This window comes from Streptomyces sp. NPDC012474 (genome assembly GCF_042955185.1).
GTDB classification, from domain to species: Bacteria; Actinomycetota; Actinomycetes; order Streptomycetales; family Streptomycetaceae; genus Streptomyces; species Streptomyces cahuitamycinicus.
Genome location: NZ_JBIBEP010000002.1, coordinates 575,116 through 596,592, shown reverse-complemented (window position 1 = coordinate 596,592; position 21,477 = coordinate 575,116). Strand labels below are relative to the sequence as shown.

General features: G+C 70.9%; 19 protein-coding genes, 2 tRNA genes and 1 pseudogene. 8 read left to right on the top strand and 14 right to left on the bottom strand.

Features of this window, described 5'->3' with window-relative positions:
• Positions 1-11: 11 nt before the first annotated feature.
• Positions 12-2,552, top strand: a complete 2,541-nt coding sequence (locus tag ACFY9S_RS07560) for an MFS transporter (protein WP_391124025.1) — start codon at positions 12-14, stop codon at positions 2,550-2,552.
• An 89-nt stretch (positions 2,553-2,641) separates the two neighbouring features.
• A complete protein-coding gene (locus ACFY9S_RS07555; protein WP_391124023.1) occupies positions 2,642-3,463 on the top strand; it encodes a YceI family protein in 822 nt (273 codons plus the stop codon).
• Here the strand turns inward: ACFY9S_RS07555 and ACFY9S_RS07550 are convergent.
• Together ACFY9S_RS07550 and ACFY9S_RS07545 are read right to left on the bottom strand one after the other, a co-directional pair.
• Positions 3,446-4,147, bottom strand: a complete 702-nt coding sequence (locus ACFY9S_RS07550) for an ANTAR domain-containing protein (RefSeq protein ID WP_391124021.1) — start codon at positions 4,145-4,147, stop codon at positions 3,446-3,448. The two genes, ACFY9S_RS07555 and ACFY9S_RS07550, sit on opposite strands and share 18 nt — an antisense overlap.
• A gap of 57 nt (positions 4,148-4,204) precedes the next feature.
• Positions 4,205-4,927: an ANTAR domain-containing protein gene (locus tag ACFY9S_RS07545; protein WP_391124019.1), complete on the bottom strand. Its 723-nt coding sequence runs from the start codon at positions 4,925-4,927 to the stop codon at positions 4,205-4,207.
• 206 nt (positions 4,928-5,133) lie between these two features.
• Here ACFY9S_RS07545 and ACFY9S_RS07540 point away from each other — a divergent pair, with 206 nt between their 5' ends.
• Positions 5,134-5,496 (top strand): STAS domain-containing protein, encoded by a 363-nt coding sequence (locus tag ACFY9S_RS07540; RefSeq protein WP_281262763.1) that lies wholly within the window; start codon positions 5,134-5,136, stop codon positions 5,494-5,496.
• A gap of 10 nt (positions 5,497-5,506) precedes the next feature.
• Positions 5,507-5,977, top strand: a complete 471-nt coding sequence (locus ACFY9S_RS07535; RefSeq protein ID WP_102910408.1) for a PPOX class F420-dependent oxidoreductase — start codon at positions 5,507-5,509, stop codon at positions 5,975-5,977.
• Between the two features lies 1 nt (position 5,978).
• Here the strand turns inward: ACFY9S_RS07535 and ACFY9S_RS07530 are convergent, their stop codons facing one another.
• The 8 genes from ACFY9S_RS07530 to ACFY9S_RS07495 all read right to left on the bottom strand — a co-directional run bounded on the left by ACFY9S_RS07530 (position 5,979) and on the right by ACFY9S_RS07495 (position 16,003).
• Positions 5,979-6,857, bottom strand: a complete 879-nt coding sequence (locus tag ACFY9S_RS07530; protein ID WP_391124017.1) for a TetR/AcrR family transcriptional regulator C-terminal domain-containing protein — start codon at positions 6,855-6,857, stop codon at positions 5,979-5,981.
• Between the two features lie 146 nt (positions 6,858-7,003).
• Positions 7,004-8,500, bottom strand: coding sequence for an MFS transporter (locus ACFY9S_RS07525; RefSeq protein WP_391124015.1), 1,497 nt, complete (start codon positions 8,498-8,500; stop codon positions 7,004-7,006).
• A 106-nt stretch (positions 8,501-8,606) separates the two neighbouring features.
• Positions 8,607-10,772, bottom strand: coding sequence for a glycosyltransferase family 39 protein (locus ACFY9S_RS07520; RefSeq protein ID WP_391124013.1), 2,166 nt, complete (start codon positions 10,770-10,772; stop codon positions 8,607-8,609).
• A complete protein-coding gene (locus ACFY9S_RS07515) occupies positions 10,769-12,175 on the bottom strand; it encodes a glycosyltransferase (RefSeq protein WP_391124011.1) in 1,407 nt (468 codons plus the stop codon). The genes ACFY9S_RS07520 and ACFY9S_RS07515 overlap by 4 nt, the downstream gene beginning before the upstream one ends.
• Before the next feature lie 14 nt (positions 12,176-12,189).
• A complete protein-coding gene (locus ACFY9S_RS07510) occupies positions 12,190-13,797 on the bottom strand; it encodes an ATP-binding protein (RefSeq protein WP_391124009.1) in 1,608 nt (535 codons plus the stop codon).
• Positions 13,794-14,531 carry a response regulator transcription factor gene (locus tag ACFY9S_RS07505; RefSeq protein ID WP_102913683.1) on the bottom strand — a complete coding sequence of 246 codons (738 nt, stop codon included), beginning with the start codon at positions 14,529-14,531 and terminating at the stop codon, positions 13,794-13,796. The genes ACFY9S_RS07510 and ACFY9S_RS07505 overlap by 4 nt, the downstream gene beginning before the upstream one ends.
• A gap of 106 nt (positions 14,532-14,637) precedes the next feature.
• Complete coding sequence (locus ACFY9S_RS07500) at positions 14,638-15,510, bottom strand: DUF2797 domain-containing protein (RefSeq protein WP_391124007.1); 873 nt, start codon at positions 15,508-15,510, stop codon at positions 14,638-14,640.
• 106 nt (positions 15,511-15,616) lie between these two features.
• A complete protein-coding gene (locus ACFY9S_RS07495) occupies positions 15,617-16,003 on the bottom strand; it encodes an HGxxPAAW family protein (protein ID WP_391124005.1) in 387 nt (128 codons plus the stop codon).
• Between the two features lie 97 nt (positions 16,004-16,100).
• Here ACFY9S_RS07495 and ACFY9S_RS07490 point away from each other — a divergent pair, with 97 nt between their 5' ends.
• A complete protein-coding gene (locus ACFY9S_RS07490) occupies positions 16,101-16,577 on the top strand; it encodes a MarR family transcriptional regulator (RefSeq protein WP_391124003.1) in 477 nt (158 codons plus the stop codon).
• 48 nt (positions 16,578-16,625) lie between these two features.
• On the opposite strand, the gene ACFY9S_RS07485 is transcribed toward ACFY9S_RS07490, so the two are convergent.
• Positions 16,626-16,892: a hypothetical protein gene (locus tag ACFY9S_RS07485; RefSeq protein ID WP_391124001.1), complete on the bottom strand. Its 267-nt coding sequence runs from the start codon at positions 16,890-16,892 to the stop codon at positions 16,626-16,628.
• A gap of 125 nt (positions 16,893-17,017) precedes the next feature.
• Positions 17,018-18,262, bottom strand: a complete 1,245-nt coding sequence (locus ACFY9S_RS07480) for a hypothetical protein (RefSeq protein ID WP_391123999.1) — start codon at positions 18,260-18,262, stop codon at positions 17,018-17,020.
• A gap of 896 nt (positions 18,263-19,158) precedes the next feature.
• Here ACFY9S_RS07480 and ACFY9S_RS07475 point away from each other — a divergent pair.
• A complete protein-coding gene (locus ACFY9S_RS07475; protein ID WP_159030674.1) occupies positions 19,159-19,332 on the top strand; it encodes a hypothetical protein in 174 nt (57 codons plus the stop codon).
• A gap of 127 nt (positions 19,333-19,459) precedes the next feature.
• Positions 19,460-20,137 (top strand): annotated as a pseudogene (locus tag ACFY9S_RS07470) (site-specific integrase); the annotation flags it as partial.
• Between the two features lie 77 nt (positions 20,138-20,214).
• On the opposite strand, the gene ACFY9S_RS07465 reads toward ACFY9S_RS07470, so the two are convergent.
• Positions 20,215-20,287: transfer RNA gene (locus ACFY9S_RS07465), tRNA-Arg, on the bottom strand.
• 197 nt (positions 20,288-20,484) lie between these two features.
• A tRNA-Ser gene (locus tag ACFY9S_RS07460) sits at positions 20,485-20,575 on the bottom strand.
• Between the two features lie 184 nt (positions 20,576-20,759).
• Here ACFY9S_RS07460 and ACFY9S_RS07455 point away from each other — a divergent pair.
• Positions 20,760-21,278 carry an SSI family serine proteinase inhibitor gene (locus ACFY9S_RS07455; RefSeq protein ID WP_391123997.1) on the top strand — a complete coding sequence of 173 codons (519 nt, stop codon included), beginning with the start codon at positions 20,760-20,762 and terminating at the stop codon, positions 21,276-21,278.
• The last annotated feature ends 199 nt before the right edge of the window (positions 21,279-21,477 follow it).

Below are 21,477 nucleotides of genomic sequence, written 5' to 3'. Positions count from 1 at the left end.
GAAGGAAGCCCATGGCAACGACCACACCAGCCGGTGTGCGGGCTCATGCCAAGCACGGGGGAGGCTCCCACGGCTCCTCCGGTGACGGCGCTCCGATGACGCACCGGCAGATCATGGAAGCCCTCACCGGCCTCCTGCTCGGCATGTTCGTCGCGATCCTGTCGTCGACGATCGTCTCCAACGCCCTGCCCCGGATCATCAGCGACCTCGGCGGCGGCCAGAGCGCCTACACCTGGGTCGTGACCGCGTCCCTGCTGACGATGACCGCGTCCACCCCGCTGTGGGGCAAGCTCGCCGACCTGTTCTCCAAGAAGCTGCTGATCCAGGTCGCGCTGGTCATCTTCGTGCTGGGTTCGGCGGCGGCCGGCATGTCCCAGAACCCGGGCACGCTCATCACCTTCCGCGCGGTCCAGGGCATCGGCATGGGCGGTCTGTCCGCACTGGCCCAGATCATCATGGCGGCGATGATCTCGCCGCGTGAGCGCGGCCGCTACAACGGCTACCTCGGCGCCACCTTCGCCACCGCCATGGTCGGCGGCCCGCTGGTCGGCGGTGTCATCACCGACACCGACTGGCTCGGCTGGCGCTGGTGCTTCTACGTCGGCGTGCCCTTCGCCGTGATCGCCCTGATCGTGCTGCAGAAGACCCTGCACCTGCCCGTCGTCAAGCGGAAGGTCAAGGTCGACTGGGCCGGCGCCTTCTTCATCACCGCGGCGGTGTGCCTGCTGCTGGTCTGGGTCACCTTCGCGGGTGACAAGTACGACTGGGTGTCCTGGCAGACGTACGCGATGGTCGGCGGTTCCCTGGTGCTGCTGGCGCTGTTCGTCCTCGTCGAGGCGAAGGCGAGCGAGCCGATCATCCCGCTGCGGCTGTTCCGCAACCGCACCATCGCGCTGGCCTCGCTGGCCTCGCTGTTCGTCGGTGTCGCGATGTTCGCGGGGACCGTCTTCTTCAGCCAGTACTTCCAGCTGGCCCGCGACAAGTCGCCGACGATGTCCGGCGTCATGACGATCCCGATGATCGCGGGTCTGTTCATCTCCTCCACCGTCTCGGGCCAGGTCATCACCCGGACCGGGCGCTGGAAGGGCTGGCTGGTCGGCGGCGGTGTGCTGGTGACCGCGGGCATGGGCCTGCTGGGCACGATCCGCTACGACACCGAGTACTGGCACATAGCGATCTTCATGGCGCTGCTGGGTCTCGGCATCGGCATGATGATGCAGAACCTGGTGCTGTGCACGCAGAACCAGGTGGCGCCCGGCGACCTGGGCGCGGCCAGCTCCACGGTGACGTTCTTCCGGTCCCTCGGCGGTGCGGTGGGCGTCTCCGCCCTCGGCGCGGTCCTGGCCACCCGTATCACCGACTACGTCAAGGACGGCCTCACCGACCTCGGCCCGAAGGGCGCGGCCCTCGGCCACGCCGGCACGGGCGAGGGCAACATCCCCGACCTGAGCGCGATGCCCGCGCCGATCCGCACCGTCGTGGAGAGCGCCTACGGCCACGGTGTCGCGGACGTGTTCCTCTACGCGGCCCCGCTGGCGCTGCTCGCGCTGCTGGTGTCGCTGTTCATCAAGGAGGTCCCGTTGAAGACGAAGGGCGGGCTGGCGCAGGCCACCGACCCGGAGACGCCTGCCACGGTTCCGGCCGAGGCCGCCGCCGAGGCGCCCGAAGGGGAGAAGGCCGTGCCGAACTGGGCCGTGGCCGAGGCATCCGACGGGGCCGGGCCGGAGGGGACGCAGCGGCTCGCCGCCGTCGCGACCGTGGCCCGTGCCGCCGAGCCGGCCTCCGGTGGGGGCGGTGTTCCGGTCCGCGGTTTCGTCCGCGGGAACGAGTCCGCGCCCGTGCCGCAGGCCGCCGTCACGCTGATCTCTCTGGCCGGGCGTCAGCTGGGCCGGTCCGTGGCGCAGGCCGACGGATCGTACGCGGTGGACGCCCCGGGCTCCGGTTCGTACGTGCTGATCGCCTCCGCCGACGGCTTCCAGCCGCAGGCGTCCACGGTCGTGGTGAACGGCGAGCCGGTCGCCTACGACATCCTGCTCAGCGGCACCAGCGGGCTGACGGGCCTGGTGCGGGCCGCCGAGAGCGGGCAGCCGGTCAAGGACGCCATGGTCATCGTGACGGATGTGCGCGGGGACCTGCTGGCCAACGGCACCACGGGTGAGCAGGGCGAGTTCTCCTTCGCCGAGCTGGTGCCGGGGGCGGTGACCGTCGCGGTGAACGCCGCCGGGCACCGGCCGCGCGCCCTGCCCGTCGAGGTGGGCGGCACCGGGGTCACCCGGGTCGAGATCGACCTGGAGTCGGGCGCCCGCGTCCAGGGTGTCGTCCGCGCCCCGCACGGGCCGCTGGCCGACGCCCGGGTGACGCTGGTCGACCAGGCGGGCAACGTCGTCGGCTCGGCCACGACCGGGACGGACGGGGCGTACGCCTTCACCGACCTGGACGGCGGCGAGTACACGGTCATCGCCACGGGCTACCCGCCGGTGGCCACCGCCCTGACGGTCGGGGGCGCGGGCACCGACGCCCACGACATCGAACTCGCCCACCCCGGCGAGTAGCGACGACCCCGGCCCGTGACAGGTGGGCGCGCTCCGAGCGGAGGTGCGCCCCCTGTCGCGGGCCGGTTTCTTTCTGAGGAGCAGTTGAGATGGGACTGACCGCGAGGATCCGCACCCGGGACGGATGGGCCGTGTCACACGCGGTCGTCACGGTGGCGGACATGACCGGTGCGCAGGTGCTGCGGGCCGAGGCCGACGCGGAGGGCGCCGTGCGGGACGCGACGCCGCTGGAACCGGGGGCGTACACCGTCATCGTCACCGCCGTCGGGTACGCGCCAGCGGCCTCCAGCGTGATCGTCACGGCGAGCCGCAGGGCCGAGGTCGGCCAGGTGACGCTGGCGCGGCAGGGCGGCACCGAGCTGCCGCCGCCCGGCCCCTGGACCGTCGACCCGGTTCACTCCAGCGTGGCCGCCGTGGCGCAGCACCTGGGCATCTCCAGCGTGCACGGCCGCTTCACGGAGTTCTCCGGCTCGATCGAGATCGCCCCGGACGACGTCACCAAGTCACGCGTGGATGCGGTCATCCGGGCCGCGTCCGTCGACACCGGCAACGGCATGCGCGACGGGCACCTGAAGTCGCCGGACTTCCTGGACGTCGAGCGCTTCCCGGAGATCACCTTCCGGTCGACGGGTCTGACGGCGACCGGGTCCGACCGGTGGACCGTCCACGGCGAGCTGGGCATGCACGGGGTCGTACGGCCCGTGGACCTGGATCTCGCCTACCTCGGCACGGGGCCGGACCCGTGGGGCGGTACCCGGGCGGCGTTCCGCGCGACGACCGAACTGCACCGCGAGGACTTCGCGATGAACTACAACCAGGTCCTGCAGGCCGGCATCGCGGCCGTCGGCACGACGCTGAAGGTGGAGCTGGACATCCAGGCCGTGCAGGGCGAGTCACTTCCGGCGGCGTGAGTCCGGGGCGGACACCCGCGCCACCAACTGGCTGCACAGGTCCCGGAGCTTGACGTTCCGGTCCTGCGAGACCCGGCGCAGCCGCTCCAGCGCGATCCGTGCGTCGATCCGCTCCCGGGCCATCAGGATGCCGACCGCCTGATCGATGACGCTGCGGGAGAGCAGCGCGGTGCGCACGTCGGCCGCCGACTGGCGCCGGCGTTCGATCCGCAGTGCCACGTCGATCGCGTCCCCGGTCCGGGCCGCGAAGGCCCGGGCCGCGTCCCGGCCCGCGTCCAGCGTCCCGGCCCGCACTCCGTAGAAGTTGAGCGCGGCGCCGCTCTCGCCCTCGACGGCGATCGGCACCGCCAGCACACACCTGACGCCCGCCGCGAGCGCGTACTGCGTGTACGACGGCCAGCGGGACTCCTCGGCGAGATCCGGGGTGTACTGCTCCTCGCCGGTCTCGGCCGCGTCGACGCAGGGCCCGGAGCCGTTCTCGTACTGGCGCAGGTCCAGGCCGCTGGGCAGGCCCTCGCTGCCGGCCAGGGTGAGCAGCCGGTCGGCGCGGCGCACGGTGATGCTGCACGCGTCCGCGCCGGGCACCTCCTGCACCGCGCGGTCGGTCAGGTCGCGCAGCAGGATGTCGAGACCGCTGCTGCGCACCATCGCCTGGTCCAGCGTGTCGGACGCTTCGGAGCTCATGACCGTACGGGTATCCCGTCACCGGCCGGACACGCCTCCGGCGTAATTCACCTCACGTCAGGGGGCGTTGGGCGCACCGACGATCCGGCGGGCGAGGTCGCGCAGTTTCACGTTCTCCCGCTGGGAGGCCCGCACCAGGCTCTCGAAGGCCGCGGACGCGTCGATGCCCTGGCGTTCCATGAGGATGCCGGTGGCCTGGCCGATCAGGTCCCGGGTGTGCATGGCCTCGGTGAGCTGCTCGCGCACGGTCGCCGAGTCCAGGGCGATGCTGACGTGCGCGCTGAACAGCCGGCCGACGCGCGTGGCCTCCTCGTCGAAGACGCCCGGCTTGCGCGCGTACACCGTGAGGACGGTCAGCCGACGACGGTCGGCGCGCAGCCGCAGCGACAGCGCGGAGCGCAGTCCGAGCGCGGCGAGCACGTCCCAGCCGTCGTCCGCCTCGCTGTCCGCTATGCGCGCCACCGGGCTGTTCCACAACTGGTCCCACAGGCCGTGCTGTTCGCGGCCGGTGTGCCGGGACTCGGCGGAGCGCACGACCTCGTCGGTCCAGGCGAGCGTGTTGAGTTTGTTGCCGCGCTCGATCACGGAGATGCCGGCGTGCTCGGCGCCCGGCACCAGATGCACCGCGAGACGGACCGCTGTGCGCAGGGCCTTGTGAGGCGTGAGGGTTTCGTGCAGCTGCTGAGAAGCCACCGTCAAGGCCTCGGCCAGCTCGGCGCCGACCGGAAAACGGGGCAAATCAGGAAACTCGGACGCAGCCACCACGAACCTCTTCGGCATGCACGGCCATGGCCGTGCGCAGGAGAGCTCCGCAGCACATTCCCGACTGCGAGCACAGGACGAACAGCACTCTAACTGTTCGGTTGCCTCCAAGTGACGCCCGGCCGACGCCGCTGCGGGACGCTTCCACCACCGGCCCCCCGCATGGTGGAATGGCCCACGGGTCAGGAAGCGGCCTTACCGGAAACCGGACGAACGTCTGCCAGGTGAGTGCCGTGACCTTCTTCACGAATCCCACAGAACCGCGCGACCTCCCCGGTCGCGTCCACCTCACGATGCCCGCCGAGATCGACTTCTGTAACGCGGCGGAGCTGCTGCCGCTCGTCCTGTCCGCGGCCAGGGCCCGGGGTGACCGGCTGGAGGTCCTCGTCCTCGACCTGAGGACGACCTCCTTCATGGACTCCCAGGGCATCCGCCTCGTCAACGACGTACGGCGCCGGCTGCCGCCCGGGGCCGTGGTGCGTCTGGTGGCCCGGCCGGAGGGGATCACGGGCCGCGTCCTGGAGCTGACCGGCCTGCGCCGGGACGTCCCCGTGTACGACGACCTCACCGAAGCCCTGGCGTCGTAGGCTGCCGCACATGGCACCGAACATCGCGACGAACACCCGCGTCTCCCTGGACGAGTTGCTCGACTTCGTCCGGCCCAGGCACCACGCGATCCTGCTGACCCGCAGGGCCGACGGCGGCCCCCAGGGCTCCCCGCTGACCTGCGGTGTCGACGACTCCGGCCGGATCGTGGTCTCCACCTACCCGGAGCGCGCCAAGACCCGCAACGCCAAGCGGGACCCCCGCGTGAGCCTGCTCGTGCTCAGCGACGACTTCAACGGCCCCTGGGTCCAGATCGACGGCACGGCCGAGGTCGTCGACGCCCCCGACTCCGTCGAACCGCTCGTCGAGTACTACCGGAACATCGCCGGGGAACACCCCGACTGGGACGAGTACCGCGCGGCCATGCGCAAGCAGGGCAAGTCGATCATCCGGATCACGCCGGAGCGGTGGGGGCCGGTGGCGACCGGGGGGTTCCCGGCGCGACTGGTGGAAGGGGAGTAGGTCAGCTCTCCCTGGGGGGTCCGGGAGTTTCGGGGGATCCCGGAGGTCCGGGGGATCCCGGAGGTCCAGGGGTTCCGGGAACCCCTGGAGTCCCGGGAGTTTCTTCCCCTCCGGAGGCTGCTCCCTCGCGGGCGACCATCGCGTCGATGCCCGCGATCAGCAGCTCCAGCGCGAACTCGAAGTCGCGCTCCAGCATCTCGGCGACCGTGTCGCCGCCGCGCGCCGCCATGATCTCCTGGGACTCCTTCACGACATCGGCGGCCTGCGGGGCGGAGGTCACCGTGCTCAGGGCCTGCTGGAAGTACTCGTCCACGCTCATTCCGCCGGCCGCGGCCCGGGAGGCGAGATGCCCCTCCAGGGTGCCGTAGCCGTAGACGAACTGGAAGACGGCCGAGATCGTGCTCGTCATGCGTTTCGCGGGCAGTCCGGTCCTGCGGACGACGCGCTGGACGACCCGGGAGAACGCCAGGTTGTTGGGGCCGATGTTGAGGAAGGCCCCGACCAGCGCGGACACCCAGGAGTGCCGCACGAGCAGCGTCCGGTACTCCCGGGCGAGCGCCCTCACCTGGTCCCGCCAGTCCTCGTCGGCGTCCGGATCGGGCAGCCGCATCCCGCCCATGACCTCGTCCAGGGCGAGTTCGAGCAGGTCGTCCTTGGTGTCGACGTACCAGTAGACGGACATCGCGGTGACGTTCAGCTCGCCGGCGAGCCGCCGCATCGAGAACTTGGCCAGTCCCTCGGCGTCCAGCAGCCGCACGGTGACCTCGATGATGCGCGCCCGGTCCAGCCCCGAGGGCTGCCCCCCGCCGCGCCGCCGGTGCGCCTTGCCCTCCAGCCAGACACTGGACCGCGGCTGATCCTGCCGGGCCGCTCTCGCCATGGCGCACCTTCCTCGATCTTGCGACGCCGCTCATGCTAGACGCGCCGTTTTCAGGAGCGCGGGGCCGTGTCGATGTGCGGCTCCGCCGCGTGGGCGCGATCAACCCCGGCGGACCCGCATTCGCGCGCTACGACCGTCCCGGATTCCTAGGCGGATTCTGCCCGCTCGGCCCGCCGCAGCAACCCGGCCGCGACCAGTCCACCGGCCAGCACCGCAACCGCCCCTACCAGCTGACTGGTCTCCAGGCCGGAGGCGAACGCGTCGGAGATCCTCACCTTCTCCTCGGCCGAGTCGGCGGAGGCCAGCGCGGCCGGCAGCGACGCCGCCGACACGGCCACCAGCGAGGCGAACCGGGAGTTGAGCACGGCACCGAGGACGGCGACGCCCAGACCGTTGCCGAACTCCGCGAGCGTCCCGTTGATGCCGGCTCCCACACCCGCCTTCTCGGGCGGGATCGCACTCATGATCGCGTTGGCCATGGCCGGCATGGACAGCGCCACACCGGCCCCCATCACGACCAGGCCGAGCAGCATGCCCTCGTACCCGTGCCCTCCGAGCAGCGCGATCGCCGCGAGCCCGGCCGACACCAGGGTCATACCGGCCGCGATGGCCCCCGGGGTGCCGATCTTGAGGACCAGCTTCGCCCCGACCCCCGTGAAGTTGAGTGCGACGACGGTCAGCGCCAGCGGCGCCGTCCGCAGCCCGGCGTCCAGCGGCTCGTAGCCGAGGACGAACTGCAGATGCTGGGTGAGCAGGAACAGCGACCCCGTCATGCCGAACGCCACGAGGATCGCGCCCGCGACCGCGCCCACGAACCTCTGGTTGCGGAAGAAGTGCATGTCGAGCATCGGGTGCTCGGTGCGCAGCTCCCACAGCACGAACAGGCCGAGCACGGCCGCGCCGACCAGTGCGGAGACCAGCACCTGCGCGGAGGTCCAGCCGTGCTCGGGTCCGGTGATGATCGCGTACACGACGGCCGTCATGCCGATGGTCGAGAGCACCGCGCCGAGCAGGTCGGGCCGGTCACCGGCCTTGTGCTTCGACTCCGGCACCAGCGCGGCGACCGCGACCAGGCCGAGCAGCGCGACCGGGATGTTGATCAGGAAGATCGCGCCCCACCAGAAGTGGTTCAGCATCACGCCGCCGATCAGCGGGCCGGCCGCGAAGCCGAGCGAACTGACCGTCGACCACAGCGCGATGGCCTTCACCCGCTCCTGGTCGTCGAAGATCTGCACGACGACCGCGAGGATCGTGGTCATCAGCAGCGCGCCGCCGACGCCCATGCCCGCGCGGGCCGCGATCAGCTGGGCGGGGCTCTGGGAGAGCCCGGCCGCCAGCGAGCCCACGCCGAAGATCGCCAGGCCCGACATCAGCAGCAGCTTGCGGCCGTAGCGGTCGGCGGCGTTGCCCGCGGTGAGCAACAGGCCGGACTGCACCAGTGCGTAGGCGTTCATCATCCACTGGACGTCGGCGGTCGTCGCGTCCATCTCGCGGGTGAGCGAGGGGATCGCCACGTTCAGGATCGTGTTGTCGAGCAGCACGGTGAGCTGCGCGAGGCAGATGACACCGAGGATCAGCCAGCGTTGCGGGTGGCTTCCGTGGGCCGTCTGCGGCGGGGCCGTTTCCTGGGGGGACGTCGTCATGCTGTACACCGTAGAACAGTTCCTATACGGCGTACAACAGAGTTTCCGCGGAGACGGTACGGGGCGGTGGCTTTCGGCCACCGCCCCACGTCCGGTCAGGGACGGGTCAGCTGCTCGCCTTCTGGGTGAGGTCGTAGAACGTGGTCGAACCGACCGTGACCTTCGCGAAGGTGGCTTCGACCCAGGAGGTGATCCGGGACGAGGTGCCGTCGCTGCCGCCGCCCATGCCGCCGGAGGCGACGAAGTAGTGGATCTTTCCGTCCGCCACGTACTTCTTGAACTGGGCCAGGGTCGGGGACGGGTCCGTGCCGTTGAAGCCGCCGATCGCCATCACCGGGTCGCCCGTGGCCAGCTGGTAGCTCGCGGCGTTCTGGGCGCCGATGGCCGCCGCGGCCCAGGTGTACTGCTCGGCGTCGGTCTCCAGCAGCTTCTTGGCCTCGGCACTGACGCCGGCGCCGTTGAGCAGGCCTCCGACGCCGCCGCCCATACGGCCGCCTTCGGCGTTCTGCTGGTTCTGGTTCTGGCCCTGGCCCGGTTGGTTCTGGCCTTGGCCCTGCTGGTTCGGGCCGCCGCCGGGGGAGCCGTTGCCGGGGGAGCCGTTGCCCTGCCGGCCCTGGGCGTTGCCGGTGCCGGTGCCGTTCTGCTGGTTCTGGCCCTGCTGGTTCGGGCCCTGGCCCTGCTGGTTCGGGCCGCCGCCCGGTCCCCCGCGGCCGCCCGCGACCGCCGGGCCCGCTGTGACGATCGAGCCGGTGTGTCCCTCGTTCACCGTGGTGAGGGAGTACGCCGCCGGACCCGCCAGCGCGGCGACGAGGCCGAGCCCGGCCACTCCCAGGGCCAGCCGGCGTCCGAGACGGCCGGCGAAGACCAGGCCGAGGGCAGCCGTCAGACCGCCGACCAGGACGAGCCACTTGAGCCAGGGCAGGTAGTCGGAGGAGCGGTTGAGCAGGACGTATCCCCAGGCCGCGGTCGCCGTCATCGCGGCGGCCAGGGTCAGCGACGCCCACGCCTTGCCGCGCTTCTCCCAGAGCAGTGCCGCGCCCATGCCGATCAGCGGGGCGATGTAGGGGGCGAGGGCCACCGTGTAGTATTCGTGGAAGATGCCCTGCATGTAGTTGAAGACCAGCATGGTCGTGAGCAGCGCGCCGCCCCACACCAGGAACGCGCCGCGGGTCGCCGAGGTCCGACGGGCCCTGCCCGTGGCCACCAGCCCGGCGACGAGCAGGATCAGCGCGGCCGGGATCAGCCAGGAGATCTGGCCGCCGACGGACGAGCCGAACAGCCGGTCCCAGCCCGTCTCGCCCCAGTTGCCGCCACCGTTACCGCCACCGCCACCGCCCACACTGCCGGTCTCGTCGCCGTTGAGGCGGCCCAGGCCGTTGTAGCCGAAGGTCAGTTCGAGGAAGCTGTTGTTCTGCGAGCCGCCGATGTACGGACGGGAGGACGCGGGCCAGAGTTCGACGATCGCGACCCACCAGCCACCGCAGACGACGATCGCGGCGAGCCCCGCGGCGAGTTGACCGATCCGCTTCCTCACCGTCACCGGGGCGCACACGCCGTGGACGAGGGCGAGCGGCGGCAGGATCAGGAAGGCCTGGAGCGTCTTCGCGAGGAAGGCGAAGCCGATCGCGGCACCGGCCCACAGCAGCCACTTCGTGCGGCCGTCCTCCAGGGCGCGGATGACGAACCAGCAGGCCGCCGCCATCAGCAATGCCAGCATCGCGTCAGGGTTGTTGAAGCGGAACATCAGCGCCGCGACGGGGGTGAGCGCCAGCACGGCGCCCGCGATCAGGCCGGCCGCGGGGCTGAACCGGCGGCGCACGGCCGCGTAGACGACGGCCACCGTGCCGACGCCCATGAGGACCTCGGGCGCGAGGATCGCCCAGGAGCTGAGGCCGAAGAGCCGCACGGACAGGGCCATCGGCCACAGCGCTGCCGGGGGCTTGTCGACGGTGATGGCGTTCGCCGCGTCCAGCGAGCCGAAGAAGAACGCCTTCCAGGACTGGCTGCCCGCCTGAACGGCCGCGGAGTAGAAGGAGTTGGCGTAGCCGGAGGCGCTCAGGTTGCAGAGGTAGAGCGCGGCCGTCGCCAGCAGGAGGGCGAGGAAGGCCGGGCGGGCCCAGCGGGGGTCCTCGGGCCGGCCGCGCCACAGCCGCTGCGGGAAGGGCCGGCCGGGGGCACCGGCCTGCCCGGCCGGCGCGGGGTCCGGGGGCCGGGTCCACGTGCCGGGGCCCGCGTCTTGGCCGATGGTCTGCTGGTCGTGGTGGACGGTCATCGGAAGTCCCTCGCATCGGTGTCGTGCGGGCGCACCGGCAGCAGCTGCACGGTGGCGTCCCGCCAGGAGTCCGCGACGTCACCGGCGCGGAAGGGGGTGGTGTCGTACGGGGACGGGGACGGGGACCGGGACGAGGACGAGGCGGCGCGCGCCGGGTCGTCCTCGCGCCGGTCCGGGAACACCCACCCCCGGAAGAGCAGGAAGCGCAGCACGGTCGCGGCGAGGTTGGCCGCGATGAGGACGGCCAGTTCGGTCGAGTGGGCGGGCTCGGAGGCCGCCGCGTTCAGGGCCGCGAGCGAACCGCTGGTCAAGGCGAGTCCGATGCCGAAGACGACCAGACCCTGCGCCTGGTGCCGTACGGCCCCGCCGCGCCCGCGCACCCCGAAGGTGAGCCGCCGGTTGGCCGCGGTGTTGGCGACCGCCGAGACCAGCAGGGCCAGGGCGTTGGCGATCTGGGAGCCGGTGAACACCCGGAAGCCGCTGTAGAGCAGCAGGTAGAAGAGGGTGGACAGGGCGCCGACCACGCAGAACCCGACGAGCTGGCGCGCGAGGCCCTTGGGCACGTCCTCGATGTCCCGGTCGCGCGGGTCGTCGCCGAACGGCCGGGCGATCCGGTCGAGCGGCAGTGAGCCGGTGGCCAGGGCCCTGCCGACCCGCCACACGCCCTTGAGGTCGTCGGTCGCGGTCTTCACGATGTGCACGGTCGAGTCGGGGTCGTCGACCCAGTCGACCGGCACCTCGTGGATCCGCAGCCCCGCCCGCTCGGCGAGCACCAGCATCTCGGTGTCGAAGAACCAGCCGGTGTCCTCGACGAGCGGCAGCAGTGCCTGCGCCACGTCCCTGCGGATCGCCTTGAAGCCGCACTGGGCGTCCGAGAACCGCGCCTGGAGCGATCCGCGCAGGATGAGGTTGTAGGCCCGGCTGATGAACTCCCGCTTGGGTCCGCGCACCACCCGGGAACCGCACGCCAGCCGGGAGCCGATCGCGAGGTCGGAGTGGCCGGAGATCAGCGGCGCCACCAGCGGGAGCAGGGCGTTGAGGTCGGTGGACAGGTCCACGTCCATGTAGGCGAGGACCGGGGCGTCCGAGGCGGACCAGACGGCCCGCAGGGCCCGGCCGCGCCCCTTCTGCTCCAGGCGGAAGGTGCTGACCTCGGGGATCCGCGCCGCCAGTTGCCGCGCCACCTGCGGGGTGGTGTCCGTGGAGGCGTTGTCCGCGATCGTGATGCGGAACGCGTAGGGAAACGTCCGGACGAGGTGATCACGCAGTCTGCGGACGCAGGGCTGGAGGTCCTTCTCCTCGTTGTAGACGGGGATCACTACGTCCAGGACAGGCGTTCCGGCTGGTGCGGCCGGGAGGTGCTCCCGCGCCGGCAGCGTGCCGGGATAAGAGTCGGTTCGCATGGAACCGACTTTCGTCAGGCGCCCTGTTGTACCCATGTGGTGAGGCTGTGGCGTGCCTGTGAGTGCCCCTGCCGGCTCGGGTCCGGCCCCGGCTGCGGCGGCAGGGCGGGCAGACGCACGGTGAACACGGTCCGCCCGGGCGCGCTGTCGACGCTCACGGCACCGCCGTGCGCGGTCGCCACGGCCTGCACGATGGCGAGGCCGAGACCGGTCGAGCCGGTGGCACGGGAGCGCGCGGAGTCACCCCGCGCGAACCGCTCGAAGACATGCGGGAGCAACGCGGCCGGGATGCCCTGCCCGTCGTCCTCGACGTCCACGCACAGCCAGGCCCCCCGCCGCTGGACCCGGGCGGTGACGGTCGTGCCGGGCGGGGTGTGGGTGCGGGCGTTGCCGAGCAGGTTGACCAGCACCTGTTGCAGCCGGGCCGCGTCCGCCGACACGAGCGCGGGATCGTCGGGCAGGTCGAGGCGCCAGTTGTGGTCCTGGCCGGCCGCCCGGGCGTCGCTGATGGTGTCCACGACCAGCGGGACGAGGTCGGTCTGCTCGAACTGCAGCGGCCGTCCCGCGTCGAGCCGGGCCAGCAGCAGCAGATCCTCCACGAGGAGGGTCATCCGGCCCGCCTCGGACTCGATCCGGCCCAGCGCGTGCCGGGTGTCGGGCCCGACCTGCTCCCTGCCGCGCCGGGTGAGCTCGGCGTACCCGCGGATGGACGCCAGCGGGGTACGCAGTTCGTGACTGGCGTCGGCGACGAACTGCCTGACGCGCGTCTCGCTCTGCTGCCGCGCGTGCAGCGCCCCGTGGACGTGGTCCAGCATCCGGTTGAGCGCCCCGCCGACCCTGCCGACCTCGGTGTGCGGGTCGGTCTCGGAGTCGGGGACCCGCTCGCTGAGGTTCACCTCGCCCGTGTGCAGGGGCAGTTCGGAGACCCGGGTGGCGGTGGCGGCGACGCGGCGCAGAGGGCGGGTGGCCACGCCGACCAGCACGGAACCCGCGAGACCGGCAGCGGCGAGACCTGCTCCGGTGACGCTGATCTCCACCAGGACGAGTGTGTTGATGGTGTTGGTGACGTCCGTGGTCGGGATGGCCACGTAGTAGCTGCCCTTGTCACCGCTCTTGTACTCGACCCGGTACTCGCCGAGGCCGGGGATGTCGACGGTTCTCGGCGGTCCCTCGGCCTGTGGCACGGAGGCGAGGGCGGCTGCCTGGGCGGAGTTCAGCGCCCGCGCGCTCATCTGGTAGTTGTCTTCGGAGACGCCGTACGCGGACTCCGTGATCCGGCCGCCCTCGATCTTGGCGGCGACCGTACCGCCCGGCTGCGGCCCCTTCGTGACGAAGTCGGTGAGGCTTTCCTCCTTCTTCTCCGCGAGCCCGTCGGCCCTGCCCTCGCCGGGAACCCGGGGTGGGCTGGACGCGGCTCTGGACGCGGCTCCGCCGAGCTGCCCGTCCAACTGCTCGTACAGATGGGAGCTGAGGGCGAGTGTCGTCACGGTCCCGATCACCGCACACACCACGGCGATCAGCACCACGGACGCGACGACGAGCCGTGTCCGCAGCGTGCGCGGCTTGCCTGCCCACCGCCTGCCCGCCCGCTGCTGCGTACCCGGCCGCCGTCGGCCGCTCATGGCGCGGGCTTGATCAGGTACCCGGCACCGCGCCGCGTGTGGATCATCGGCTCGCGCCCGGCGTCGATCTTCCGCCGCAGATAGGAGATGTAGAGCTCGACGACGTTGGCCTGACCGCCGAAGTCGTACGACCACACGCGGTCGAGGATCTGCGCCTTGCTGAGCACGCGCCGGGGATTGCGCATCAGGAACCGCAGCAGCTCGAACTCGGTGGCGGTCAGGTGGATGCCGTCCCCGGCCCGGGTCACCTCGTGGCTGTCCTCGTCGAGGGTGAGGTCGCCGACGACCAGCGTGGAGTCCGAGTGCCGGTCGGCGGCACCGGCACGGCGTATGAGCCCGCGCAGCCGCGCGACGACCTCTTCGAGGCTGAACGGCTTGGTGACGTAGTCGTCACCGCCCGCCGTCAGCCCGGCGATCCGGTCCTCGAGGGCGTCCTTCGCGGTGAGGAAGAGCACCGGCACGTCCGGCAGTTCCCGGCGCAGCCGCCCGAGCACGGCCAGCCCGTCCATGTCGGGCAGCATCATGTCGAGGACGACGGCGTCGGGCCGGAAGTCCCGGGCGGCCTGTATCGCGCCCGTGCCGTCACCGGCACTCCGGATCTGCCATCCCTCGTAGCGCAGCGCCATGGACAGCAGCTCGGTGATCGACATCTCGTCGTCCACCACCAGCACGCGGACGGGGCTCCCGTCCGGCCTGAGCAGTTCGGTGCGCCCCTGGGGCGAGGTCGTGGTCATGTGAACACGATGTCGAGGGGCTCTGAGAACACGCTTTCGGCAACCTGTGATTTCCCTGAGAAACACACAGGCATCTCCCAGGCAGTGCCTGGGAAGCGCCGCCAGGTCAGAACAGCCCGTCCTGCACGCCCGCCGCCTCCTTGAATTGCCTTGTCGGCACGGTCAGTTCACCGGCCGTGGCGGGCACCAGCCCCCAGCCGGTCATCAACCGTGTGTCCAGCACGACGACCCCGCCCCCGGTCGCCAGATGCAGATCGGGCCCGGCGGCCGCGACCAGTTCCCCGCCGACCACGCCCCCGGCGACGAGCTCGCTCACCTGCCCGACGGCGACGGGCAGCCCCCCGAGCCCGAACACGCCCACGTGATCGACGACCCGCAGCGGCTCCCGTACGAGCGACTCCGGCCACGCGGGGAGCGCGACCGCCCGCTCGTGCAGCTCGGCCACCTCACGGCCCCGGTCGGCGGCGGTCTCCGGCAGCGCGGCCCGGACCGCCCGCTTCTCGGCGTACGGAATCCGGTCGGGCACCCGCAGGGCGGCTCGCAGCAGCTCCTCCGTACGCCGAGCGGCCATGAGCGGCCCGACGCCGAGCCAGCTGAAGCAGACGGCCCCCTGTTCCAGCAGCCGCGCGGACCCCCGCGCCTCTCCCGTGATCCCCACCTTGACCATGCCGGGCCCGAACCACGCCAGATAGACGCGGTACGGCCGGGGATCGTCGGCGATGGTGTCCGCCGCCACGGAGTGCGCCCGGTCCAGCCGCGCACACTCCTCGCACCGCGCCCCCGTACTGCGCCCCGGCACGACTCCGCCGACCGGGCACGCATGCCCCCGCGCCCCCACGCAGGTGCGCACACCCCCCTCCGCGACCCCGAAGGCCACGCGTTTCCCCCAGGTCAGCGCACTGCGCCGCCCGCCGTCCCACACCAGCACGGGACCGTCCGCCGACCACCGCAGCCCCGAGCACTTCCACGCCTGTGCCATCTCTGCCGAGAGTAGGGGGCACCACTGACAAGGCGGGGCGGCCGGTGAGGAGCGGCCTCAGCACACGGAGCCGGCGTCAACACGGGGCGACCGCGCAGGAGCGGCCTCAGCGCACGGAGTCGGCCCCGGCGACGACGGTCTCCGGCTCGCTCTCGCGCTGCGCCGGCATGACCGGCACCACCGCACGCGCGCCACGCCCGCGCCCGGCCAGCCGGCACGACAGGCACTCCCCGTGCCCGCCCGGCGCCGCCGAGTCCCGCACCCGCCACCCCCACTCCGCCCGGGGCCGCAGTCCCGGCCCCTTCCCCCACCCGGAGAGATGCAGGGCCCAGGTGACGAGCAGGCTCACGACCCCGATCGCCAGCCCACCGGCGATCAGGAGGCCGGAGACCGTGCAGACTCCCAGCCCGGCCACTCCTGCCCCGACGGTGGCGATGCCGAATCCGACCCACCCCGCGACCGTGTGCCCGTGGTCATACTGATGTGCACTCACGTGTCACTCCCTCGCGCCCAAGGGCTCCTACTCGCCGAACCCTTCATGTGCTAAGACTTTTACGGCCCAAACATCTCACGAACTAAGGGATCTGGGTATGCCAGCCAAGCCGCGTCCGGCCGCCACGCCGGAACAGGCCCTGACGGCGATGGACCGGCTCATCGCGACTCACCTGGTCGGGCAGCACGAGATCGCCCAGCAGGTGGGCCTCAGTGTGACCGACCTCACCTGCTTCGCCTATGTGATCGAGGCCGGCGAGAACCTCCCCACGGCTGGCGACCTCGCGGCCCGCGTCCACGTCACCACCGGCGCGGTCACCGGCATCCTCAACCGCCTGGAGCGCGCCGGCTACATCACCCGCCACCCCGACCCCACGGACCGCCGCCGCATCCGCGTGGCGGCCCAGCCCGACGCGGTCGCCCGCGTCCGAGAGGTCTACGAGCCGTACTACGCCCGCCTCACGCACCTCTTCGCCGACTACACCCCGGACGAGATCGCCGTCCTGAACGACTGGTTCAACCGCGCGAGCACGCTGGCGGCGAACTACCTGGAAGAGCACTGCCGCCCGGACTGAGCGAACGCCCCGGGGCCACGCGACTCGCCTGCGGGACTGCCGCCCCCGCTACCTGGACTGCCGAGAGTGCCGGCTCGACCGTCGGCGCATGGCGAGGACGCAGGCGAGCATGCCGAGAGCCCAGGCGATCAGGAGGGCTCCCCACAGCGGCATGGTCACGACCGGCACGAGAAGGCGGATCTCGACGTCCGAGCGGTTCTCGAAGATGAAGATCAGAGCGACCGCGGTGATCAGAACGAACGGCACGAGGCGGCGAACGCCGGGCCGGGCGAGGAACGGCTGGCGCGCCTTGTGGTCGGGGCCGGTCTGAGCCATGGAGCACCTCTCCCTCACGTCGCCCCCGACTCCAGCGTCCCCTTCCCCGACGCGGCCCGCCACCGACAAGGCGGACGAGGGCAGCGGCAGACGGCAGGGCCCGTGGGGTGACGGGGCGGCGGCCTCTACCGCCACTCCAGGACGTCCCCCACGCTCAGCGCCTTGTCCGCGCCCCCTGCAGCGATCTTCTTCGGGGTTGCGCCGGAGGCGATGGCGGAGATGAAGAACTCGAGCCGGGTGCCCTGGAGCGAGGCGAAGATCAGCTGCTTGCCGTCCGGCGAAATGGCCCGCACCGTGTTCTTCCGATCCGTCGCCGGGATGATCGGATCACCCAGGGCACCCCTCGGGAGATCCGCCGTGCCGTCGAGCCGAGAAGTGTCCAGCGTCCAGAAGGAGTTCTTCCGCTCCGGGTCTTCGGCCTCGCCGAGTCGGGGGCCGCACAGCACGGTCATGTCGTCGACCCAGCCATAGGGCTGGCAGTCGGCGTCGTAGGGGGTGCGAGCCGCCTTCACACGCTCGGCCTTGAGCAGCGCACTGCGCTGTGGCACGTCGGCCACGTTGTAGCCCTGCCAGGTGATGAAAGCCGTCGCCTTACGCCCGTCGGGACTGACCCGGACTTCCTTGCCGAAGAGCCCGCGCACCGGGTCACCCGCGAGCGCGAGGCCGGCCCCGTCCATGTAACTTGCATCACCGTCCGCCTGTTCGGTCACCGCGTGGTCTCCCGCGACGGAGCGGCTGGCGATCCGCACATGCTCCGAGGAGTCCTTCTCGGTGAACCAGACAGCATTGCCGTCCTGGGCGAAGACGGCGTTCTCCTCTCTGGGCGCGTCACCGAAGTCCTCGCTGCGTTCACCGGACAGCTTGGTCAGCTTGCCGCTGGTGTCGACGTAGCCCACCCCTGTCGCCTCGGTCTCTCGATCGATGAGAACGACGGCCATCCGGGAGAAGTCCTTGTCGAAGAGCTGCCGCAGCCGGGTGGCGGCGACAGCGCGGGGCCCGTCCTCGGACGTGCCGGCACCAGGGAAGTTGTCAGCGCACAGCTCCACGAGCGGGGAGGCCACATCGTCGGCCTCCGCGACCACGGCCTCGGCCGGGACGGTGAAGGTCCGGGTGACCGTCCTTTCCCACGTTGTCGGGTCCCAGCCCGTGACCGTCACGACCGCCGGCTTGCTCGCGGGCACGGAACACGCGGCAGTGACGATCACACCGCTGTCCGGGAAGATCCCGCTCCCCTGGTCTGTGTTCTTGCGCCCACCCTGCTGTCCGGCAGTCGCCTTGGCGCCCTTGGTACCGGACCCGGCGTCGTCCTGGCTCCCGCCACACCCCGCGACGAGCGGAAGCAGCACCGTGGCGACAGCCAGCGCAGCCATGCCCCCACCCCGGCGGCTGCCTCCGTGACCCTCGGTTCTCCTCACGCCCGTGTCCCCCTCGCGATGTCCTGCCCGGCAACGGCCACGTGATCGTAGTGCGAACTGACGCGAGTCATGGTGGAGTTGACGGTCGAGAAGCCGTTGGACATGCAGAAGCCCCTGTCCGTCGTGATCAGCGGGGCGAGGCCCGTCAGCAATGCCCGTGTCCACGATGACCTTTGGTTCATCGAAACAGGTCACCCAAGCGTCATTGGGCACAGCACGATCACGATGACGCTCGACACCGATGCGCACGTCACGGCACGACGCTCAGAGCCGCCGACGACCGGATGGACGATGCGTTGGGTGAGGACCCACGAGAGGACGTCTTTCAGTCGGACGCTCCGATGACGTCGTCAGCGCGTCCCCTGTATGCGTTGATGTCAGTGGTTGATGTCAAAGGCCCCCTGGGATGATCCCAGGGGGCCTTCGCTCTGTGTGCACTCGGCAGGATTCGAACCTGCAACCTTCTGATCCGTAGCTCTATGTGGATCGGTCGCTGGCGGTCATACCGGTCGCGGTACGGCTGGGTGAGTACTCAACGGGCCGCACCCGGTTGCTGCGGTTGCTGTACTTCGCTGCTGTACAGCACCAGCTTGGAAGATCGCGTATGTGGATGGCCGCTGACCTGGCAAGAGGGTCACCTGCACGTTGCCCCGGCGGCTCGCCGACGCTCCCCGTTGTTCCCCGCCGCGAACCATCTGACCGGGCACGTTGGGGGCATGGTCAACGGGCACCCTTGCGGTCAGCCTGGTCCGGCATCGGTGAACCTGAGATCATGCCGCGTGCACTGGTGTGGACAACCTGTCCATCTCCGTGGTGCTTTCGACCGCAGACACTCCTGAGGAGAGGCTCTCGTGAAGAAGAACAGTATGACCACTGGCTTACCCCTTGTCATCGGTACCGTGATTGCCGCTGGCGTCCTCGTTCAGGACAACTACGGCGGCGCCGTCTTCGCCGTCGTGGCTGGTGCCGGCGCCTCGCTTGTCCTGCACTTCAGGTCTAGCCGCAACCAGGGGCGCGCTGAGTAGCTGCGAGCCGGGCAGCGCGAAGCCCAGGACAAGGCACGAGGTCGGCGGAACGGCTTTGGGCGGGAGCTGCTTTGGGGCGAGTGATCATGGCCCCGTAAGCTTCCGGCGCGTCGGGCAGTCTGTGGACCTGAACGTGGCCTCGCTCGTGAAGGTGCCGAAGCCTCGTCGCCGTCGGAACAAGCCGTGGTCCGTGGCCGAGGCGAGCCAGTTCCTCACCGATGCCGCCGCCCGGGATGACCACCTCTTCGCGGCCTGGGTCCTGGTGCTCTGCCTCGGCCTGCGCCGCGGTGAGGTCCTGGGTCTCACGTGGAAGTCCGTCGACTTCGAGCGGGGAGAGCTGTACGTCGATCACCAGATCCAGCGCGCGGGGCGGGAGATCCTCCACCGCGAGACCAAGACCGAGGACTCCGACGACTTCCTCCCTCTGCCGGCACTCTGCCTCAAGGCGCTGCGGATGCGTCGCGCTCAGCAGATCGGCGACCGGAAAGCCGCCGGGGAGCTCTGGCAGGGCAGCCATGATCTGATCTTCACCACTAAGTACGGCACGCCGATCGAGCCGGGCAACATGACCCGCATGTTCGCCCTCCGAGCTCGTCGCGCCGGGCTCCGGGTCATCCCGCTACGGAACACGCGACACACGTGCAGCTCGCTCCTGGTCGCGCTCAAGGTCCATCCGAAAGTGGCCCAGCGCATCCTCCGGCACTCGCAGATCGCCATGACCATGGAGGTCTACGCCGAAGCGAGCGAGGATGAAGTGCGCGCCGCGATCGGCCAACTGTCCGACGCCATGGGCGGTACCGGTTGACGCGGTTGCTGTACTTAGCTGCTGTACGCCCCTGAAACGCCGAAGGCCCCGGAGTGATCCGGGGCCTTCGACCTGTGTGCACTCGGCAGGATTCGAACCTGCAACCTTCTGATCCGTAGTCAGATGCTCTATCCGTTAAGCTACGAGTGCTTGTTCTGTTTTTTCGCCGCTCTCGGGCCTTTCGGCTCGCTCGCGGCGACAGGAAGAACATTACATGACTGCCGCCGCCATGTGAAATCCGTTAGCCGCACCCCTTGTGAGCTGCGAAAACGGCACTTCCGGCCACCCTTCCGAAGGGCAACGACAACGAAGCCCCGGTCGGGTGACCGGGGCTTCGTGATCGAGTGCGGAGGCGGAGGGATTTGAACCCTCGATGGGCTTGAAGGCCCAAACCGCATTAGCAGTGCGGCGCCATAGACCGGACTAGGCGACGCCTCCAGCATCACTCCCGCGCGAGCGCGAGCGCTGCGTGCCGATGATGACACAGTCGAGCGTGCTGTCACCAATCGACCCCCACGGTACTAGGCGGGAAGGGCGCAGGGCAAAGGCCTTGTCAGGCCCGTGCGTGCCCCCGCTCGCGTGGCCGCGCGCAACGTCCTGGGCCGCTTCGCGTTAGTCAGGCATGTTGCGTGCCACTCCCCGGGCCACCGCCCGCCCCGTCCTGCGGCGCCTCCTCGTCGGTGCCGCCGCCTCCGTCGCCGCCGCCGGGTCGCTGACCGCGGTCCCCGCTGCCGCGTATGCCCAGGCCGACGGAACCGGTCTGCTGTCCCCGGCCGGGCTCGGCGGCGGCCCGGACCGCGATCACCTCACCGTCACCGTGCGGAACGCCGGCCCCGGAGCCGACGGAACGTTCGAGCTGTACTGCGGCCCCGACGGCGGCAGCCACCCCGACCCGCGCGGGGCCTGTGCCGCCCTGGAGCGGGACACGCGGTGGGGGCAGGACGTCTTCGCACCCGCCCCGGAAGGCGGCTTCTGCACCATGCAGTACGGCGGCCCGGCCACCGCGCACGTCACCGGCACCTGGGAAGGGCGGCCCGTCGACGCCACGTACGACCGCCGTGACGGCTGCCAGATCTCCCGCTGGGACCGGCTCGTGCCGCTCCTGCCAGGTGTGGGCGGCGAACGAGGCGCCAGGGCCTGAGCCGCCCGCCGGCTGGGGTGCGCGCACAGAGGGCGGGCCCGTACCGGCGCCTTCTTCTGCGCCACTCTCCGCCCTCATCACGCCAGTCTGGCCAAAAGGTACAGAAACGCCGTCGTCGTAAAGGTCCCGCGAAGGTCCCGCGACGTCATCGCAGGAGGACGGGCGTTTGGCGGTTACTCGGTCGTCAGTTCGGGGTCAC

Bases quoted from the DNA above. Each gene is read 5' to 3' on its own strand.
- ACFY9S_RS07485 (WP_391124001.1), bottom strand. From the start codon at position 16,892: ATGGCTCAGACCGGCCCCGACCACAAGGCGCGCCAGCCGTTCCTCGCC.
- ACFY9S_RS07550 (WP_391124021.1), bottom strand. From the start codon at position 4,147: ATGAGCTCCGAAGCGTCCGACACGCTGGACCAGGCGATGGTGCGCAGC.
- ACFY9S_RS07555 (WP_391124023.1), top strand. From the start codon at position 2,642: ATGGGACTGACCGCGAGGATCCGCACCCGGGACGGATGGGCCGTGTCA.
- ACFY9S_RS07535 (WP_102910408.1), top strand. From the start codon at position 5,507: ATGGCACCGAACATCGCGACGAACACCCGCGTCTCCCTGGACGAGTTG.
- ACFY9S_RS07530 (WP_391124017.1), bottom strand. From the start codon at position 6,857: ATGGCGAGAGCGGCCCGGCAGGATCAGCCGCGGTCCAGTGTCTGGCTG.
- ACFY9S_RS07510 (WP_391124009.1), bottom strand. From the start codon at position 13,797: ATGAGCGGCCGACGGCGGCCGGGTACGCAGCAGCGGGCGGGCAGGCGG.
- ACFY9S_RS07525 (WP_391124015.1), bottom strand. From the start codon at position 8,500: ATGACGACGTCCCCCCAGGAAACGGCCCCGCCGCAGACGGCCCACGGA.
- ACFY9S_RS07515 (WP_391124011.1), bottom strand. From the start codon at position 12,175: ATGCGAACCGACTCTTATCCCGGCACGCTGCCGGCGCGGGAGCACCTC.
- ACFY9S_RS07455 (WP_391123997.1), top strand. From the start codon at position 20,760: ATGTTGCGTGCCACTCCCCGGGCCACCGCCCGCCCCGTCCTGCGGCGC.
- ACFY9S_RS07560 (WP_391124025.1), top strand. From the start codon at position 12: ATGGCAACGACCACACCAGCCGGTGTGCGGGCTCATGCCAAGCACGGG.
- ACFY9S_RS07520 (WP_391124013.1), bottom strand. From the start codon at position 10,772: ATGACCGTCCACCACGACCAGCAGACCATCGGCCAAGACGCGGGCCCC.
- ACFY9S_RS07480 (WP_391123999.1), bottom strand. From the start codon at position 18,262: ATGGCTGCGCTGGCTGTCGCCACGGTGCTGCTTCCGCTCGTCGCGGGG.
- ACFY9S_RS07490 (WP_391124003.1), top strand. From the start codon at position 16,101: ATGCCAGCCAAGCCGCGTCCGGCCGCCACGCCGGAACAGGCCCTGACG.
- ACFY9S_RS07505 (WP_102913683.1), bottom strand. From the start codon at position 14,531: ATGACCACGACCTCGCCCCAGGGGCGCACCGAACTGCTCAGGCCGGAC.
- ACFY9S_RS07500 (WP_391124007.1), bottom strand. From the start codon at position 15,510: ATGGCACAGGCGTGGAAGTGCTCGGGGCTGCGGTGGTCGGCGGACGGT.
- ACFY9S_RS07545 (WP_391124019.1), bottom strand. From the start codon at position 4,927: ATGCCGAAGAGGTTCGTGGTGGCTGCGTCCGAGTTTCCTGATTTGCCC.